General features: G+C 63.9%; 20 protein-coding genes and 1 other RNA gene. 10 read left to right on the top strand and 11 right to left on the bottom strand.

Annotation, left to right across the window (positions count from 1 at the left end; genetic code table 11):
* The first annotated feature begins 2 nt into the window (after positions 1 to 2).
* The 6 genes from FHS50_RS03475 to FHS50_RS03450 are packed head-to-tail and all read left to right on the top strand — an operon-like array spanning position 3 to position 1,985.
* Positions 3 to 278 carry a hypothetical protein gene (locus FHS50_RS03475; RefSeq protein ID WP_183932983.1) on the top strand — a complete coding sequence of 92 codons (276 nt, stop codon included), beginning with the start codon at positions 3 to 5 and terminating at the stop codon, positions 276 to 278.
* The gene (locus tag FHS50_RS03470; protein ID WP_183932982.1) at positions 275 to 523 is read left to right on the top strand and encodes a hypothetical protein; all 249 of its coding nucleotides are present in this window, start codon (positions 275 to 277) and stop codon (positions 521 to 523) included. Before FHS50_RS03475 ends, FHS50_RS03470 begins: the two co-directional genes overlap by 4 nt.
* A gap of 11 nt (positions 524 to 534) precedes the next feature.
* Positions 535 to 858, top strand: a complete 324-nt coding sequence (locus FHS50_RS03465) for a hypothetical protein (RefSeq protein WP_183932981.1) — start codon at positions 535 to 537, stop codon at positions 856 to 858.
* Positions 855 to 1,100, top strand: coding sequence for a hypothetical protein (locus tag FHS50_RS03460; RefSeq protein WP_183932980.1), 246 nt, complete (start codon positions 855 to 857; stop codon positions 1,098 to 1,100). Before FHS50_RS03465 ends, FHS50_RS03460 begins: the two co-directional genes overlap by 4 nt.
* Positions 1,101 to 1,122: 22 nt before the next feature.
* A complete protein-coding gene (locus FHS50_RS03455; RefSeq protein ID WP_183932979.1) occupies positions 1,123 to 1,533 on the top strand; it encodes a SufE family protein in 411 nt (136 codons plus the stop codon).
* Positions 1,530 to 1,985, top strand: a complete 456-nt coding sequence (locus tag FHS50_RS03450; protein ID WP_183932978.1) for a PaaI family thioesterase — start codon at positions 1,530 to 1,532, stop codon at positions 1,983 to 1,985. The genes FHS50_RS03455 and FHS50_RS03450 overlap by 4 nt, the downstream gene beginning before the upstream one ends.
* Here the strand turns inward: FHS50_RS03450 and FHS50_RS03445 are convergent.
* The 9 genes from FHS50_RS03445 to FHS50_RS03405 form a co-directional block, all read right to left on the bottom strand.
* The gene (locus tag FHS50_RS03445) at positions 1,982 to 2,518 is read right to left on the bottom strand and encodes a J domain-containing protein (RefSeq protein WP_183932977.1); all 537 of its coding nucleotides are present in this window, start codon (positions 2,516 to 2,518) and stop codon (positions 1,982 to 1,984) included. The genes FHS50_RS03450 and FHS50_RS03445 overlap by 4 nt on opposite strands.
* Before the next feature lie 71 nt (positions 2,519 to 2,589).
* Positions 2,590 to 2,963, bottom strand: an RNA gene (gene rnpB, locus FHS50_RS03440) — RNase P RNA component class A.
* A gap of 15 nt (positions 2,964 to 2,978) precedes the next feature.
* Positions 2,979 to 3,653 (bottom strand): N-acetylmuramoyl-L-alanine amidase, encoded by a 675-nt coding sequence (locus FHS50_RS03435; protein WP_183932976.1) that lies wholly within the window; start codon positions 3,651 to 3,653, stop codon positions 2,979 to 2,981.
* 34 nt (positions 3,654 to 3,687) lie between these two features.
* The gene (locus tag FHS50_RS03430) at positions 3,688 to 4,464 is read right to left on the bottom strand and encodes a CheR family methyltransferase (RefSeq protein ID WP_246332942.1); all 777 of its coding nucleotides are present in this window, start codon (positions 4,462 to 4,464) and stop codon (positions 3,688 to 3,690) included.
* A gap of 71 nt (positions 4,465 to 4,535) precedes the next feature.
* Positions 4,536 to 5,645 (bottom strand): chemotaxis-specific protein-glutamate methyltransferase CheB, encoded by a 1,110-nt coding sequence (cheB, locus tag FHS50_RS03425; protein WP_246332941.1) that lies wholly within the window; start codon positions 5,643 to 5,645, stop codon positions 4,536 to 4,538.
* 10 nt (positions 5,646 to 5,655) lie between these two features.
* A complete protein-coding gene (locus tag FHS50_RS03420; protein WP_183932974.1) occupies positions 5,656 to 6,021 on the bottom strand; it encodes a response regulator in 366 nt (121 codons plus the stop codon).
* Positions 6,022 to 6,085: 64 nt separating this feature from the next.
* Positions 6,086 to 6,529, bottom strand: coding sequence for a chemotaxis protein CheW (locus tag FHS50_RS03415; RefSeq protein ID WP_183932973.1), 444 nt, complete (start codon positions 6,527 to 6,529; stop codon positions 6,086 to 6,088).
* Positions 6,529 to 8,889: a chemotaxis protein CheA gene (locus tag FHS50_RS03410; protein ID WP_183932972.1), complete on the bottom strand. Its 2,361-nt coding sequence runs from the start codon at positions 8,887 to 8,889 to the stop codon at positions 6,529 to 6,531. Before FHS50_RS03410 ends, FHS50_RS03415 begins: the two co-directional genes overlap by 1 nt.
* An 89-nt stretch (positions 8,890 to 8,978) precedes the next feature.
* Positions 8,979 to 9,614 carry a histidine phosphotransferase family protein gene (locus tag FHS50_RS03405; protein ID WP_183932971.1) on the bottom strand — a complete coding sequence of 212 codons (636 nt, stop codon included), beginning with the start codon at positions 9,612 to 9,614 and terminating at the stop codon, positions 8,979 to 8,981.
* A gap of 93 nt (positions 9,615 to 9,707) precedes the next feature.
* Between FHS50_RS03405 and FHS50_RS03400 the strand changes: the two genes are divergently transcribed.
* The 4 genes from FHS50_RS03400 (at position 9,708) to FHS50_RS03385 (ending at position 15,159) form a co-directional block, all read left to right on the top strand.
* The gene (locus FHS50_RS03400; protein WP_183932970.1) at positions 9,708 to 10,655 is read left to right on the top strand and encodes an RluA family pseudouridine synthase; all 948 of its coding nucleotides are present in this window, start codon (positions 9,708 to 9,710) and stop codon (positions 10,653 to 10,655) included.
* Between the two features lie 68 nt (positions 10,656 to 10,723).
* Complete coding sequence (gene rpoH / locus FHS50_RS03395) at positions 10,724 to 11,638, top strand: RNA polymerase sigma factor RpoH (RefSeq protein WP_183932969.1); 915 nt, start codon at positions 10,724 to 10,726, stop codon at positions 11,636 to 11,638.
* A gap of 123 nt (positions 11,639 to 11,761) precedes the next feature.
* Entirely contained in the window at positions 11,762 to 13,792 is a 2,031-nt protein-coding gene (locus FHS50_RS03390) for an elongation factor G (protein ID WP_183932968.1), read from the top strand.
* Between the two features lie 41 nt (positions 13,793 to 13,833).
* A complete protein-coding gene (locus FHS50_RS03385) occupies positions 13,834 to 15,159 on the top strand; it encodes a lipopolysaccharide biosynthesis protein (RefSeq protein ID WP_183932967.1) in 1,326 nt (441 codons plus the stop codon).
* Here FHS50_RS03385 and FHS50_RS03380 read toward each other — a convergent pair.
* Together FHS50_RS03380 and FHS50_RS03375 are read right to left on the bottom strand one after the other, a co-directional pair.
* Complete coding sequence (locus tag FHS50_RS03380; RefSeq protein ID WP_183932966.1) at positions 15,137 to 15,925, bottom strand: TIGR01459 family HAD-type hydrolase; 789 nt, start codon at positions 15,923 to 15,925, stop codon at positions 15,137 to 15,139. The genes FHS50_RS03385 and FHS50_RS03380 overlap by 23 nt on opposite strands.
* Positions 15,922 to 17,226 (bottom strand): dicarboxylate/amino acid:cation symporter, encoded by a 1,305-nt coding sequence (locus tag FHS50_RS03375; protein WP_183932965.1) that lies wholly within the window; start codon positions 17,224 to 17,226, stop codon positions 15,922 to 15,924. Before FHS50_RS03375 ends, FHS50_RS03380 begins: the two co-directional genes overlap by 4 nt.
* Between the last annotated feature and the right edge of the window lie 4 nt (positions 17,227 to 17,230).

Below are 17,230 nucleotides of genomic sequence, written 5' to 3'. Positions count from 1 at the left end.
GCATGGACGAAGAACTGGTCGCCATTCTCCTGTTCGTGACGATCCCGACCATTCTTTTCTTTACGGTCGTCCATCGCTGGCTGAAGATGAAGGAACGACGCCTCGAACTGGAGGCCGAGCAGGCCAAGACCGCCCGGCACCAAGGAAAAGGTGACCGCGAACTGGAGCAGCGCGTGCGTGTATTGGAACAGATCGTCGTCGACAGCGGAGCACAGACCGCTTCTCAGATCGATGCCCTGCGCTCCCTCCCCCGCATGGAAAGCGAGCCTGATCGATGAACCCTTTTTCCTTTGTCCTGTGGATCATTCTCATCGTGACGGCAGGCAAGATCGTGATGAAATTGCTCGAAGGACGCCCGTCGAAAGCCGACCCGCGGCTCGAGCATGAAAATCGCGAACTGCGCAAGGAAATCGAAGAGATGCGCGACCGGCTGAAAGTGCTCGAGCGGATTACCGTCGAGAAGGAAAACAGCCTGGCGCGCGAGATCGAGTCGCTCCGCGACAAGCCGGGCCAGATGCAGTAAGGATGATCACCATGTTCGACTTGCCTTTCGTCTTCGTTTTCATCCTCTTCATCGTCGGCGGCTGGTATGCTCTCGAGGCCTATAAGGTGAAGCATGGCTATCCGATCACCGGTGACGATGGCGAGCCGCTGCATCGCCAGTCCCGTCCCGAAGACGAAGCCGAGATTCGGCGCCTCAAGGCAGAGAATGAGGATCTGCACGAACGGCTGAACCGCATCGGCGACCGGGTGGCGACGCTCGAGCGGATCGCGACCGACAAGCCTTCGCGGCTGGCCGCCGAAATCGACGCGCTCGCCGCGCTCTCCGACCAGAGCGAGGAAAAGGTCGCGCGATGAACGTGTTCGAAATGGTTGTTGCGATCGTACTTATCGTGATGTGCACGGTGACGATGATGGTCCGCGCCAAATATGCCCAGCGACGAGCCGTGTCCTCGGATGCGGCGGGTTCGGCGTCGAGCAATCTCGCGCTCGAGAAGGAAGTCGAACAGCTGCGCGACCGGGTGAAGGTGCTCGAACGCATCGCGGTCGAGAAGGAAGACACGCTGACCCGCGAGATCGAGCAATTGCGCGAGCGGTGAACAGGCGGCTATGGCAGGTGCGATGACCCTTCCCAGCCTTTCCGACATTGCCGACGAATATGAATTTCTCGACAGCGAGGACCGCTATCGACTGCTGATCGATCTCGGCCGAAAGCTCGACGAGATGCCCGATGCACTCAAGACCGATGCCACCAAGGTCCGGGGCTGTTCGGCCAGCGTGTGGGTCTATCCCACCCAGCTCGAGGACGGCCGGCTGCATTTCCTTGCCGACAGCAATGCGGCGATCACCAAGGGGGTGGTCGCACTCGTCCTCTCTGCGGTGCAGGACAAGCCCGCCAGCGAGGTCGCACAAACCGACATCGCCGCCGCGCTCGAACCTTTCGACCTCAAGCGGGAATTGTCCTCCAATCGCACGCAAGGCGTTCCCAACATGATCGCGCTGGTGCGCGAGACCGCCGAGCGGCTGGCATGAAATCACCCACGAGCGCGGAGGCCGATGCGCTGACGCGCGGCGATTTCGACATCGAGCGCTTCGTCGGCCTCGCGGGCAATTTTGGTCATGGCAAGGCAGTCGGCTACCGCTACCGCGACCATGGCGACAATTGGGTCGAACTCGAACTGCCTTCCCGTCCCGAACTGGTCGGCGTGCCCGAGCAGAATATTCTCGCGTCGGGGGCGATCTTCAGCCTTGTCGACATGTGCGGGGGCGCCAGCGTCTTTCAGACCATGGGATTGTTCGAACCGATCGTGACCATCGATCTGAGGCTCGACTATCTCCGCCCAGCCCTGCTTGGCGACAGCGTTTTCGCGCGCTGCGAATGCTACAAGATGACCAGCCGGGTCGCGTTCGTGAGAGGCACGGCCTTTCTCGACGAGGAACGGCAGCTTGCCAATGTCACGGGCACTTATATGCGCAGGCCCTAGCCTAGCGCCTGGCGCTGCTCTTCGGCTTTCTTGAGAACGTCATAGGCCGCCTGCACCTTCTGGAATTCCAGTGCGGCTTCCTCGTCATCCGGATTGACGTCGGGATGGAGTTGCTTCGCCATCGCCCGATAGGCCTTGCGGATTGTTTCGAATTCCGCGTCGGGATCGAGACCGAGGATATCGAGAGCGCGCATTTCGTCGCGGCTGCGGCTGCCATCGCCCGGCCCGGCCCATTGATAGTGGGCCGACTGGCGGAAGGCGGAAGCATCACGATTTTCCTCGGCGGCGCGGCGCGCGGCCTCGTCCTTGTCGAGGCCCGCGAAATAGTTCCAGCCCTTGTTATATTCGCCGGCATGTTTCTCGCAGAAATACCAGCGTTCGGGCTTGTTGGGAGCCTTGGGCGCCGGGCAGGTACCGGGTTCGTTGCAATTGACCCGGTCGCACAGACGCACCTTGGCGGCCTCGCTGCCCTTGTCGCCATAGGAGCGCCAACGGGGAAAGCCCCAATCATCGGATCTGCGTTGACGCGCCATAAGGGTCACCTAGGCACGATCCGCGCGACTTTCCAGCCCCTTGGGGCCGGACAGGCAGTGAACGGGGAAAAAGCGCCAGGGGACCTGTAAGCCGGGTTCTGTCCACCCCATGAAGGGGATGGGCGACCATTCCTCTAGCCCTGCTCTTGCAAGCAGGGTCAAGCAACCAACCCGGGCGACGAGCCGGAAAAGCTCATATGCCGCCCCTATTCGGTCTTGCACCCGGTGGGGTTTACCGTGCCGCGTCCGTTGCCGTCCGCGCGGTGCGCTCTTACCGCACCCGTTCGCCCTGACCGGCCCGAAGACCGGCGGGATGCTTTCTGTGGCACTGTCCCTGACTCCCGATAAAGGAGCCGCCGGGCGTTACCCGGCACCGTTTTTCCGTGGAGCCCGGACTTTCCTCGCCCCTGCCTTCTGGCAGGGCCGCGGTCGCCCGGTCCCCTGGCAAGAGCGATATGGGTTATTGTGGCCGCGGCAGCAAGAGGGCAAGCAGCTTGGCACGGCATTCACCGTCGATGATCCCGTCGATCATGTCGGGGCGGAACCGGCGCTGGAAGGCGATCACGGCCTTTTCAGGGTCGGTGACGTCATAACCGAAGCGCTCGAGCGCCAGCATGAAGCCCGCATCGGTCCAGAAAGGATCCATCAGGTCGCGGACCGGGCTGGGAAGCGCGAGGCGGCGCTTGGCCAGCTCCCACCAGGGAAACAATTCGCCCGGGTCTTCCTTGCGCGCGGGCGCGATGTCCGAATGGCCGACGATATTGCCCCGAGTGATGCCATGCCGGTCCTTGATGTCCGCCAACAAGGGAAGGAGCGCGGCGATCTGCTCGTCCGGAAAGGGGCGGTAGCCGAATTCATGCCCGGGATTGACCAGTTCGATCCCGATGCTCGCCGAATTCACATCGGTAATGCCGCGCCAATAGCTCTTGCCCGCATGCCAGGCGCGCTTCTTCTCGTCGACCAGCCGATAGACCGTCCCGTCCTCGTCGACGCAATAATGGGCCGACACCTCGGCATCGGGACTGGTCATCCGGTCGAGCGCGGCCTCGGCCGTGGCCATGCCGGTATAATGCAGCACGATCATCGAGATCGGGAGCTTGCGATCATTATGGTTGGGCGATGGCCGCTCGATCATGGGCTAATGCTTGGCGCACAGCCGGGGCCGAAAATCAAGTCCCGGTGGCCCGTCGCGCGGGTGCCTGCAAGGCTGCCGGGCGGTAGATGCCGCGAATGTCGCGATCGGCGGCAAAGGCTTCGGTCTGGCCGATCACCGTTTCCCCGGCCCCCAGGAGCAAGGCCCCGTCGGAGGCGATTACCGAGGCGAGCCGATCGAAGGCCTGGCGGCGCTTGTCCTTGCACAGGTAGAGAAGCACATTGCGGCACAGGACGAGATCGAACTGCCGCGCACCTTGCGGATCGAGGAGGTTGCGCGTTTCGAAGCGCACCATCGATTTGAGGTGCGGAGCGACCGTCCAGCCATCCTCTTCCTCTTCGAACCAGCGGATCGTCTGGCGAATGGCGAGCCCGCGCTGGACCTCGAACTGGGTGTACCGACCCGCCCGCGCCTTATCGATCACCTTCTGCGAGACATCGCTGCCGAGGATCTCGATCTTCCAGTCTTTCCACCGCTCCCTGTCCTCGTCGAACAGCATGGCAAGGCTATAGGCCTCCTGCCCTGTCGAGCAGCCCGCCGACCAGATGCGCAGGCGGCGCTGGTCACGGCGGGCATGGGCAAGCTGCGGAAGCACATCGCGGGCGAGTACGTCGAAAGGGGTGCGATCGCGGAAGAAATAGGTTTCGTTGTTGAGCAGCGCTTCGACCACCTCGTCGGCAAGGAAAGGATCCTCCTTGGCAATCAGCATGGAGATAAGCCGGTCGAGCGTGGGAATATTGCGTTCCCGAAGAACCGATGAAAGCGCGGTCTCGATACGCCAGCGCCTGCTCATCGTGAGCTGCTGGCCTGTGCGGGACTGGAGCAAGGCGGCCAGGACGCGGCTGCTGCTGTCGGAAACCTGCATCAGTTCCCTTCCAGCCGGTCTGCCACTCTGCGGGCGAGACCCACGGGATCGTCGATTGCCGCGGCAAGCCCCGCATCGGCGATCGAGCGGGGCATCCCCCAGACCGCCGAGCTCTGCTCGTCCTGTGCCATTACGGCACCCCCAGCACCCACGAGCATCGCGGCCCCGGTCGACCCGTCGCGGCCCATGCCGGTGAGGACGATGCCAAGCGCGCCCGGCCCGAAACATTCGGCGGCGCTTTCGAACATCGGATCGACCGACGGGCGACATCCCGAAGGCACGCTTTTCTGCGACAGCCGTGCCGCCAGTCCCGAACGGCGCAATTCGCAGCACAAGTGCGCGTCGCCGGGCGCCACATAGATCTGCTCTGCGCGCAGCGGCATATTGTCGATCGCCACATGACAGGGCCGACCCGACGCCGCCGCCAGCTGGCGAGCGAACACCGCCATGAAGGCGGGCGGCAGATGCTGGGTGACGAGGATGGGCACGCCCGTCGTTCGCGGAAGTGCGGCGAACAGGTTGGCGAGAGCATGGATGCCCCCCGTCGATGCACCGATCGCCAGCAGTTCGAGCGGCGCATCGGGCATCTCCCGAAGCGGCAGTTCGTGCGAACAAGGGATCGGCGCGATGGTGGGCGCCGGGCGACCCGGTTGCCGGTCCGCGATCATGTTGCGCGCAAGGTTACGCAGCCGTTCGACGAGGATTTGCGAGAAGGAGCCGTTGAAACGACCGGTCCCGGGCTTGGGAAGCGTATCGGCGGCGCCCATCGCGAGCGCCTCCACGGTTTCGCGCGCGCCGCTTTCGGCCTGCGAGGAGACGATCAGCACCTGCGCGCCCCGAGCGGCCGCCAGGATATCGGGAAGAAGTTTCAGCCCCCCGGCGCCCGGCATTTCGAGATCAAGGAGGATGATATCGACATCGGTATGGCCGAGCGCGACGATCGCATCTTCGGCAGTCCCTGCGACGGCGGCAATCTCGAACATCGGATCGCTCGCTACCATCCGCGACAGGACAGCGCGCGCGACCATCGAATCGTCGACGATCATCAGCCGCACGGTCGCCGCGGGGCGGCGCTCGCGCGTCTGGCTGGAGGGCATGGCTCCGGCCATGGGGGCGGACCTAGGCGACGCCGACGAGCTGGAGTTTGACCTGGAGCGTTTCCCGGTCGAACGGCTTCATCACATATTCGTCGGCCCCCGCATCGAGAGCTGCGCGAATGTGCGCCATGTCATTTTCGGTGGTGCAGAAGACGACCTTGGGCTGGTCGGCATGGCCCGACTGGCGAAGCAGCTGGAGAAACTCCATCCCGCTCATCACGGGCATGTTCCAGTCGAGAAGGACGACATCGGGCATGTCTTCCTCGCAACGCGACATGGCTTCGCGCCCGTCGCCCGCTTCCTCCACCTGGAACTGGAGCGTTTCGAGAATATGCCGGGCAACCTTTCGGATGACCTTGCTATCGTCAACGATCAAACAGCGTTTCATGCAGAAATTGCCCCTCGAAATTCCGGTTTCCAACTTGCCGTAGCGCGAAGTGGTAACGATTAGATTAAGCGACTGCCCGTTCCTGTGCCTCGGCGCCGATCAGGGCCGTGATATCGACGAGCAGCAGCGGCCCTTCGCCGGTTTCCACCATCCCGCGCGCGACACGTTCCCAGCCCTCGCCCATCGCCGCCTTGACCGGCTGGAGATCGGAGGAAGCCTCGATCACATCCTCGACCGCATCGACCGAGAGGGCGTAATGGTGCCCCTCGACCTCGACCACCGCGGCTTCGTTGATGCCGTCGGAAAAGTCGCTGACGCCTAGCCCCAATGCGCGCTGGCAGTCGATGACCGTCAGCACCCGGCTGCGAAGCGCCGAAAGGCCCGCGACATGCGCGGGAGAGCGCGGCACCGGGATGAGCGTGTCGAGTTCGATCACCGATTCCACCGCCGAAGCGGGAAGCGCGACACGGCTGCCGGCGATCGAGACGATGAGAAGCAACTGGTTCATCAGGCCACTCCATTCTTGAGCGCGAGCATCAGCCCCGCCCGGTCGTAGCGGTAGATGCTGTCGGCGCTGCCGTCAGGGCGCGCCCGGATGACGAGCTTGCGCGCCGATGCGGCTGGTACGTCTTCCTCGTCCTCGCTCATGATCACGAGGTCGGGAACGGCATCGCCATCACTGCCCGAAATGATTTCATAGCCGGCGGCTTCGACCATCGGGCGAAGCATATGCTGGATCCAGGGGTCGCCTGCCGGAAGGCGGCAGCGGGGGCGAGCGGTCGAACGCACGGTCGCGGCTCCGATGAGGTCAGCGAAGAGCCAATGGACATCGATCAGCTCGGCAGGTTCGTCGCCCAACAGGGCGACGCCCGCGACCTCGCCCGGCGTATCGGCCGCGATCACTTCATGGTCGAGCTTGAGCTGGTCGACCACACGGTCGAAGGCATAGCCAATTTCCTGGTCGCCGTCGGTCAAGCGGAAGACGCGCAACTTGCTGCCATCCAGCTCTTTGGGATCGGCGATGCCCGCCAGCGGAAGGATGCGCTCGCCGATCTGGACGCGCGTCCGGCCCGCGGCAAATCGCACCGCGCCTGCTTCGACTTCCTCGATGCGGTCTACCAGCGCCAGATGCACCGCTCGCCGCGTTCCATCGATGGCGTGGAACACCAGCATGTCGGCGAAGTCGTCATTGGCGGCGACCTGCTGGTCCTCGTCGTTCGCTCCGGCAGCGGCAGCATTGTCGAAGCGGATGCCACCCACCGAGGCGAGCCCCGCGGCATCGAACAGGAGGATGGGGCTGCCGTCATCGGCCAGCGTGGTTCCGGCGTAGAGTCCGGTTCCCATCACCGCAGGCGCGGCGGGCTTGACCACCAGTTCCTCATGGTCGTGGATGCGGTCCACCGCGAGCGCATAGATGTCGCGGCCCGTGGGTCGCAGCAGGACGAGCGTACGGTCCTCGTCGGCCATGTCGCTCGGAAGGTCGAGAAGATCGCTCAAGGTCACGCGCGGCATGCGTTGGCCGCGAATGGTGGCGACCCCTGCCCCGCCGACGGTCTCGAGCTTCACCGAATGGCCATTGGCGCGCACGATCTCGACGATGGCGGTGCGGGGAATGGCGAAATGCTGTCCCGCGATCGAAACGGTCAGCGCGGGCATGATGGTCAGCGTCAGGGGTACGCGAAGGGTCATGCAGGTGCCTTCGCCAACGGTCGATTCCACGTCGACCACGCCGCCGATCTTCTCGATATTCGAGCGGACCACGTCCATGCCGACGCCGCGGCCCGAGACCGAGGTGACTTCGCGAGCGGTCGAAAGGCCCGGCGCGAAGATGAGCTGGAGCTTCTGCGCTTCGGTCATGCTGTCGCGCTGCGCCGCGTTGATGACGCCATTCTGGAGCGCTTTTTCGACCAGCCGTTCGGCATCGATGCCCGCGCCATCATCGATGATGTCGATCAGAATCTGGTTGCCCGACTGGCGCGCCGCGACGCGGAGCATGCCGATTTCGCGCTTGTCCTTGGCGAGGCGGTCGGCGGGCTTCTCGATCCCATGATCGACCGCATTGCGGATGATGTGAGTAAGCGGATCGCGGATCATTTCGATCATTTCGCGGTCGAGTTCGACGTCCCCGCCGTCGATGTCGATCATCACCTGCTTGCCGAGATCGGTGGACAGGTCGCGCACCAGCCTCGGAAGGCCCACGAAGAGATTTTCGATGCGCTGCATGCGCGTCTGGGTGATGGCGTCCCGCATTTCGGCGATGATCGAGGAAAGCCGCTCGAAGGCGCCCGCGACCTCGACATCCTCGGGAGCCTCGCGGAGCCGCCGCGACAGTTCGTTGCGGGCGAGGACCATGTCGGAAACACCCGACATGACACGGTCGAGCAGTTCCACCGATAGCCGGATCGTGCGCGGAGCCTGCGCCTGGTGCGTGCTGGGCGTATCGCCCTCCCCCTGGACGGGCTCGACCGGTGCGGGTGCCTCGCTCTCGTGCGCGGCATCGCCCGGCGCGGCCAGCGCGGCGATCAATGCGCGATCGGACCCGGCGGGGATTTCCTCTCCGCGCGCGATGATCTCGATGAATTCGCCGATCCGGTCGATGACGCCGAGCACCGCGCTCACCAGCGCATGGTCGGCAACCCGGTGCCCGCTGCGCACATCGGCAAGCGCGTCTTCCGCTGCATGGCTGAGAGCCTCGAGGCGCGGAAAGTCGAAAAATCCGCAATTGCCCTTCACCGTGTGGACAAAACGGAAGATGTTATCGAGCCGCTCGCGATTGTCGGGCTGGGCTTCCCAGGCGATGATTTCACCGCCCAGCGCTTCCAGCATTTCCCGACATTCGGCGACGAAATCGGCAATCAGATCATCCATGCACTCAACCCCACTCCCGGCCGGTTCGGGAGCGACTGTTGCGCAGAAGTGGTTAAAGCCTCGTTAGCGACCGCCGGGAAGAGGTCGGCTCAGCCCTTGAGCGAAACGCCCAGCACGAGAAGTTCGTCGGCCGGGTCGGACAGTTGGATCGTGCCTCCGCCTTCGCTGGCCAGGCGGTGCGCCATATAGGCGGCCGCGGTGCGCGGCTCGACCTTCGCCATGTCGCTGCCCTTGGCGAGCATCTCGCGCAGTGCCGGATCGATGACCATGCGCGGACCTTCGGCGCGGATCGCGATATCGATGCCCCCGTCGTGCCGTTCGGCACCGACATCGAGCCGCCCGCCACGCACCAGCCCGTCGCCCGCGATCATCGCGAGGTTGAGGAGCAGCTTCAATGCCTCCTTGGGAAGTTTGGCCTCGCTGACCATCCAGCCAAGCTCGATGCGCTTTTCCTCACCGAACAGCCCTTCGAGAGCCGCCTTGGCCTCGCCGGTGTCGATCTCGCTGCCATATCCCCCGGCCGCACCGAAGGCGAGACGGAAGAATTTGAGCTTCGCCGCGGTCGAGCGCGCGCTGTCGGACAGCAGCTGCAGGCAGCGCTCGCGCATTTCGGGGTCGGTCTCGTCAGCGAGCAGTTCGATCCCGTTGTTGAGAGCACCGACGGGCGAGAGCAGGTCGTGACACAGGCGGCTGCACAGCAGCGACGAAAATTCGATATCTTCCATGGTTGCGATGGATGAGCGATTGCCGCTCGCTTCGCAACCCCCGTGCATCGCGCGGTCATTGAACGGTCACAGGCCGCGCCCATATAAGAGTCCATGGCGGGGGAAATTCATGACATCGCGCTCAGCGAGCGGCATGCCGGTTGGCGGGTGGACCGCGCCGTTGCCGATGTCATGACGTCACTTTCGCGCGAACGGATCAAGAAGCTCATCAGCGAAGGCAGCCTTGAGGGCGAAACCGGACCGCTGCGCGATCCCAAGACCAAGATGAAGGGGCATGAGCGGTTCCGCCTGTCGGTCCCCGAACCCACCCCGCATCACGCCGTTCCGCAGGACATCCCCCTCGTCATCGTCCATGAAGACGATGCGCTTCTCGTCGTGGACAAACCCGCGGGCCTCGTCGTCCATCCTGCGGCGGGCAATGCCGACGGTACGCTCGTCAACGCGCTTCTCCATCATTGTGCGGGGCGGCTCTCGGGCATCGGCGGCGTGGCGCGCCCGGGCATCGTGCACCGGATCGACAAGGATACGTCAGGCCTCCTCGTGGTCGCCAAGACCGACCAGGCACATGAAGGCCTCGCCCGGCAATTCGCCGCGCACAGCATCGACCGGCGCTATATCGCGATCGTCTCGGGCATCCCGAAGGAGAGCGAAGGCAGGGTCGAGACCCAGTTGGCCCGCTCGCCCCACAACCGCAAGAAGATGGCGGTGGCACCGGCGGGAAAAGGCAAGCATGCCGTAACCCATTGGCGAAAGCTGACGAACCTTAGAGAAGCGGCCATGGTCGAATGCCGTCTCGAAACGGGACGCACCCATCAGGTCCGCGTCCACATGGCCCATATCGGCCATCCTTTGGTCGGCGACCCTGTTTATGGAAGGAGCAAAGCTTCCCATCGCACGTTATTGAAAGAGTTGGGTTTTTCCCGACAAGCCCTGCATGCCGCGCGACTGGGTTTCACGCATCCGACAAGCGGTGACCGTTTGTCGTTCGAGAGCGCCCTTCCGTCGGACATTCAGGAACTGGTCAACCGACTTGGCGTATAGGAAATGGACGGCTAATAAGGCTGGTCCCGAATTGGCGGCCGTCAAGGCGCGCCGGACAAGGAGCGAGAATGGCTAAAGCGACTGCGGCGATGTCGATCCCCGCAACCGGTGGAGAGAATGGACTCAACCGTTATCTGACGGAAATCAAGAAGTTCCCGATTCTCAAGCCGGAAGAGGAATTCAAGCTGGCGAAACGCTGGAAGGACCATGGCGATACCGACGCCGCGGCCCAGCTCGTCAACTCGCACCTCCGCCTCGTGGCCAAGATCGCCATGGGCTATCGCGGCTATGGCCTGCCCGTGTCCGAACTCATTTCCGAGGGCAATATCGGCCTCATGCAGGGCGTGAAGAAGTTCGAACCCGATCGGGGTTTCCGTCTCGCCACCTATGCCATGTGGTGGATCCGCGCCTCGATCCAGGAATTCATTCTTCGCTCGTGGAGCCTCGTGAAGATGGGCACCACCGCCGCGCAGAAGAAGCTCTTCTTCAACCTGCGCCGCATGAAGAACCAGATCGAGGCCTTCGAAGAAGGCGACCTCCATCCCGACGATGTCGCAAAGATCGCGACCGAACTGGGCGTGAGCGAAGACGAAGTCGTGTCGATGAACCGTCGCATGTCGATGGGCGGCGACAGCTCGCTCAACTCGCCGCTCCGCACCGGCGACGGCGAAGGCGAAAGCCAGTGGATGGACCTCCTGGAATCGGAAGCCCCGCTGCAGGACGAGATCATTGCTGACGACGAGGAAGCGCAGGTCCGCCACGAACTGCTCGTGAAGGCCATGGATGCCCTTAACGAGCGCGAACGGCACATCCTGACCGAGCGGCGGCTGTCGGAAGATCCCAAGACGCTGGAAGATTTGAGCCAGGTCTATGGCGTCAGCCGTGAACGCATCCGCCAGATCGAGGTGCGCGCCTTTGAAAAGCTGCAGGCCGCTCTCGTGAAGATGGCCGAGGAACAGCGCTACATCACCGCCGACGCATAATTTTTCGGGTCCCCACCCTAGACAAAAGCCAAGGATAGGCAGACGCTATCGGTTTCGCGAAGCGCCTGCCGCTTCCCATTGCGACTCGCGCTTCGTTCACTCGGAGCCAGGGGAGATTACGCTATGGGCAGGGTCGCAGGAGAGATTGTCGGCGATACATTGATCGCGCTGGTGGGACCGGCCGGTGCAGGCAAGACAAGCCTCGCGGAAGCCCTCCTCCACACTGCCGGCGCGATTTCACGACGGGGCAAGGTGGAGGACGGAAATACCATCGGCGATGCCAGTCCCGAAGCGCGTTCGCGCGGCGGATCGACCGAAAGCAATTTTCTCCATTTCGACTATCACGACCAGCATTTCGCCATCGTCGATGCGCCGGGATCGCCGAGCTTCAGCGAAGACGCCGCCCGCGCGGTCGCCGTCGCGGACCTCGCCATCGTGGTGGTCGATCCCGATCCTGGCCGGGCCGTGCTCGCCGCGCCCGCGCTGCGGATGCTCGACGAACAGGGCATTCCCCATCTCATCTTCGTCAACCGGATCGACCAGGCGCATGGCAGCATCCGCGACCTGTTGAAGGCTCTCCAGCCGCTCACCGTCTCGCCGCTCATTGCCCGCCAACTGCCGATCCGCGAAAATGACAAGATCACCGGCTTCGTCGATCTCGCCCTCGAGCGCGCCTACAGCTATCGCATCGGCAAGGCGTCCGAGCAGATCGAGATGCCCGAAGACATCAGCGAGGACGAAGTCGAGGCGCGCAATCACATGCTCGAACAGCTGGCCGACCATGACGACCGGCTCCTCGAACAATTGCTGATGGACGAAACACCCGAGGATCGACGCATCTTCGAAGACCTTCACCATGAAACCGAAGACAATCTGGGCGTGTCGGTGCTGTTCGGTTCGGCGACCGGCGAATGGGGCATCCGGCGGCTCCTGAAGGCGCTGCGCCATGACGGGCCGGGACCCGATGTCACCGCTCGCCGTCTCGGCGTCGAGAAACGCGCCATCTATGCCGCCAAGACCCACCATGGAAATGCGGTTGGTAGGCTGACCATCGCCCGGGCTCTCGGGGGCAGCTTCGAGGAGGGCGAGGAAATCTCGACCGCAGGCGGCGCCCGCGTTCGCCTGGGCTCGATCCTGTCCTTGCAGGGCGGCGGGCAGGAAAAGGCCGACGGTGCGCGCAATGGCCAGCTGGTCGGGGTCGCCAAGGTCGACGATTGGAAAAGCGGCGAATGGGCGGGCGATGCTCCCCTGCCCCCGCCCATCGAAATCGTCAAACCGGCGAGGAACGCGCGCATGGCGATCGCGCCGCGCGACCGAAAGGACGATGTCCGCCTTTCCTCGGCGCTCGCCAAGATCATCGAGGAAGATGCCGGCCTTGGTGTCACGCAGGAAGAAGGGCAACTCATCCTCATCGGCATGAGCGATGAGCATCTCAACACCGCTCTCCAGCGGCTCGAGCAGCGCTATGGCGTCGCCGTCAACGGACAGCAGCCCAACATTCCCTACCGCGAATCCATTCGCAAACCGGTCACCCAACGCGGCCGGCACAAGAAGCAGTCGGGTGGGCATGGCCAGTTCGGGGACGTGGTCATCGAAGTGCGCCCGCTGGCGCGCGGCGAGGGTTTCCGCTTCGACGAGCAGGTGAAGGGCGGCAATGTGCCCAAGCAATATATCCCTGCGGTCGAGGCAGGCGTGAAGGATGCCATGACCAAAGGCCCCCTGGGCTTTCCCGTCGTCGATGTCGCGGTCACCCTGCTCGACGGCAGCTATCACAGCGTCGATTCAAGCGAACTGGCATTCCGAACGGCAGGCCGCGTGGCGATGCAGGAAGCGCTCGAGGCCGCCAAGCCGCATCTCCTCGAACCGATGCATCGCCTGACCATCACCGCGCCCAATGCTTCGTCGAGCCGGATCGGCTCCTCGCTGGCCAGTCGGCGCGGACAGATGCTCGGCATGATGCCGCGCGATGGATGGGAAGATTGGGACCGCATCGACATGCTTCTGCCTGCCAGCGAACTCGACGGGCTCGATGCCGAACTCCGCTCGTTGAGCCAGGGTCTTGCTAGCTATGAAGCCGAGTTCGACCATCTGGCCGACGTCAATGGCGCGCTGGCTGACAGGATCGTCGCGCGGGAACGCGAACCCGCCGATTAAGGCGGGCGACAATCGCTGCGCCTTGGTCTAGAGCCATGCCCATGAGGCATTGGCTCGCCGACCGGCATTTCCGGTCGCTTCTGAAGAATAGCGGCTATCTGACGGTCGCCAAGGTAATCGCCGCCATCGCGAGCCTCGCTACACTGGCGCTGGCAGGGCGGGGCCTCGGCCTCGAAGGCTTCGGCCTGCTCATCCTCGTCATCAGCTATGCCCAGGCGGCGAGCGGGATCAGCCGTTTCCAGAGCTGGCAGCTCATCATCCGCTACGGCGGCGGGCCTTATGACAAAGGCGATGCCGATCCCTTGAAGCGCGCTACCGGCTTCTCGCTCGGCCTGGACATCGTCAGCGGCCTCCTCGGCATGGTGGGTGCCATGCTGCTCCTGCCTCTCGTGGGCGGCTGGTTCGGCCTGCCCGACCCGCTCATCGGCGAGGCGATGCTCTATTGCCTCATCATCCCCTTCCTCGCCGCTGCCACGCCGGTCGGGATCCTGCGCGTCCTCGACCGCTTCGACCTCCTGTCGCTGCAAAGCTCGCTCTACCCGATCGTGCGCGCGATCCTCATCGGCATCGCATATTGGCAAGGCTGGCCGTTCGCGGCCTATCTGCTGATCTGGTTCCTCACCGAGATGTTCGGTCAGCTGCTGGCCTGGTGGTGGAGCTGGCGCGAATTGCGGCGCAAGGACCTCACCCAAGGCATCGCCCCGACGCTCAGGCCCGATGGGCTCGAACGCGCCTGGCCGTTCGCGATCAACGTCAACCTGACTATCACCCTGAAGGCGGCATGGGGCCCAGTGGCGCGGTTGATCGTCGGCGGTCTGCTCGGCCCGGCAGGTGCGGCGCTCTACCGTGTCGCCGCTTCGATCGCCGACAGCGCACAAAAGCCCGCCGACCTCTTCGCCAAGGCCTTCTATCCCGAGATCGTGAAGATGGACGTGCGTTCGAGCAGGCCCTGGCAATTCCTGCTGCGCGGTGCCGCGCTGGCGGCCGCGATCGGACTGGCGGCATTCCTCCTGCTCGTCATCGGTGGCAGGCCGCTCATCGCGCTGACCTTCGGCGAGGAATTCCTCGGGGCCTTCGCTCCCCTTCTCGTAATGGCGGGCGTCCCGCTGCTCGTGCTGATCAGCTTCCCGCTGCAGCCCACGCTCTATGCGCTCGACAAGCCGCAATCGCCGCTCATCGCACGCGCGGTGGGCGTGCTTGCCTTCCTGATCGCCATCTTCCCCTTGTCGGAGCATTTCGGCTTGATCGGCGCTGCCGGTGCCTATCTCTTCGGCAATGTGGTGATGACCGCGATGCTCGTCGGCCAGACGCTGCGGGAATATCGGCGCATCGCGCCGCGCGGGGTCAAAGCCCCGAAACGGTCATGAGCGGGCGCCAGTCGCCGAACTCCTCGCTCCAGTCATATTCCTCGCCTTCCTGGATGCCGCCGCGAACGAAGATGGCGTCGATCCCCTTGCGGCAGGCCCCCAGCATGTCGGTATGCGGTCCGTCGCCGATCATCACGACTTCGTCCAAGGGCGGATTTCCTGCCAGCTGAAGCGCATGGTCGAAGATCGGCGCTTCGGGTTTGCCGTACCAGATCGCCTTGCCGCCGCGCCGCTCATATTCGTCGGCAAGCGCGCCCGCGCAAACCACGCGCTCTCCGCGATGCACGACGATGCGGTCGGGGTTAAGGCAATGGAGCGTCATGCCGCGCTGGAGCCAGTCATCGAGATCGGCATCATATTGGCTGACGCGGTCGCGCTGCTCGTCGAGCCCGGTCAGAGCGATTTCGTCATGCGGCTCCTGCGCCGAGGCAAAGCAAACGCCATGTGCCTCCAGATCCTCGAAATCCTCGCGCAGCCCGCAAAAGCCGACGGGCCGGACCGGATGGGTCAGCGCCTCGATCCCGGCCTGCCCGCTCGACGTCAGCGCTTTCCACAGGCTCCGGTCGAGCCCCATGCGCTCAAGCCCCCGTTCCACCCGGTCGGCGGGGCGCGGCGCATTGGTGAGGATGACCAGCGTCCTCCCTTCCTCGCGCCACCGGGCAAACCGTTCGCACACGCCGGGATAGAGGCGACCGCCGTCGTGGATCACTCCCCACACATCGCACAGGATGGTGGAGTAGCGATCCGGCAATTCATCGAGCGTCATGTCTGAAGCGCGGGTTGCCCTGCTTCGCGCTCCTCGCCCCGGCTCACCACGGTCGCGCAGGCAAGGTCGCCCGTCACGTTGAGCGTGGTGCGGCACATGTCGAGGAAGCGATCGACGCCGAGGACGATACCAATGCCTTCAGGCGGCACCCCGACCATCGCGAGGATGAGCGCGACCACCGGCAGGCTGCCCGCCGGAACGCCCGCGGTCCCGATGCCACCGAGAATGCACATCAGAAGGACGATCACCTGCTGTCCGATCGTCAGGTCGACCCCGAAGAATTGCGCGAGGAAGAGAACCGTCACGCCTTCGAAGATGGCGGTACCATTCTGGTTGGCGGTCGCGCCGATGGTCAGGACGAAGCGAGCCGGCGCGCGCGGCAGCTTGAGATTTTCGTCGGCGACCTTGAGCGCATAGGGAAGCGTGGCGTTCGAGCTGGCGGTCGAGAAGGCCATTACCATGGCTTCCTGCACATTCTTGAAGAACCAGATGGGGCTCACCCCGCCCGCGATGCGCAGCACCAGCGGATAGACGACGAACATGTGCACGCCGAGAGCAAGCAGCACCACGCCGACATAGGCACCAAGCCGGATGAGCAGGTCCCAGCCAAAGACGCTGGCCAAGTTGAACATGAAACAGGCGATGGCGATCGGCGCGAGGCGGATCACCCACATGATCAGCTTCATCGCGACATGGAAAATGCCTTCGATGCCCTTCTGCAGAAGCTCGGCTTCCTTGCTGTCGGTAAACAGAAGGCCGATGCCGAACATCAGCGCGAAAAACATCACGGCAAGGATGTCGTTGGCGCTCATCGCCGCGATGACATTGCTGGGAATGATGGCCAGCACCGCGTTGATGCCCGAGGGCGTCTCGGCATTGCTCTGGATGATTGCCCCCGCGCCTTCGCGCGCATCCTCGAGCAGCGAGGACGCCATCGCGCGATCGACGCCCGCCCCCGGCTCGAATACATTGGCGACGAATAGTGCCAGGACAACCGCGATCCCCGAGACGACCACCGTGAAGGCTAGGGTGCGAAGGCCGACGCGCTTCAGGGAGCGGGCATCGCCCATCTCGGCAATCCCCACCACCAGAGCACTGAACAGCAGCGGGATGACGAGCATGAACAGGAGGCGCAGGAAGACCTGGCCGATCGGTCCCGTGATATAGGTGGTGACGAAATCGACCCAGCCCGCGCCTTGCGCGAAGGCATTGGCAAAAAGTCCGAAGATCAGGCCGACCAGAAAGCCGATGAGCATCTGCCAGTGAAGCGGCAGGCCTCCTTTTTTCACGCCAATATCCATTTTC

Source organism: Sphingomicrobium lutaoense (genome assembly GCF_014195685.1).
Classification (GTDB): Bacteria; Pseudomonadota; Alphaproteobacteria; order Sphingomonadales; family Sphingomonadaceae; genus Sphingomicrobium; species Sphingomicrobium lutaoense.
Note: the sequence above shows the minus strand (reverse complement) of the source record. Positions and strands in the feature narration are given on the sequence as shown.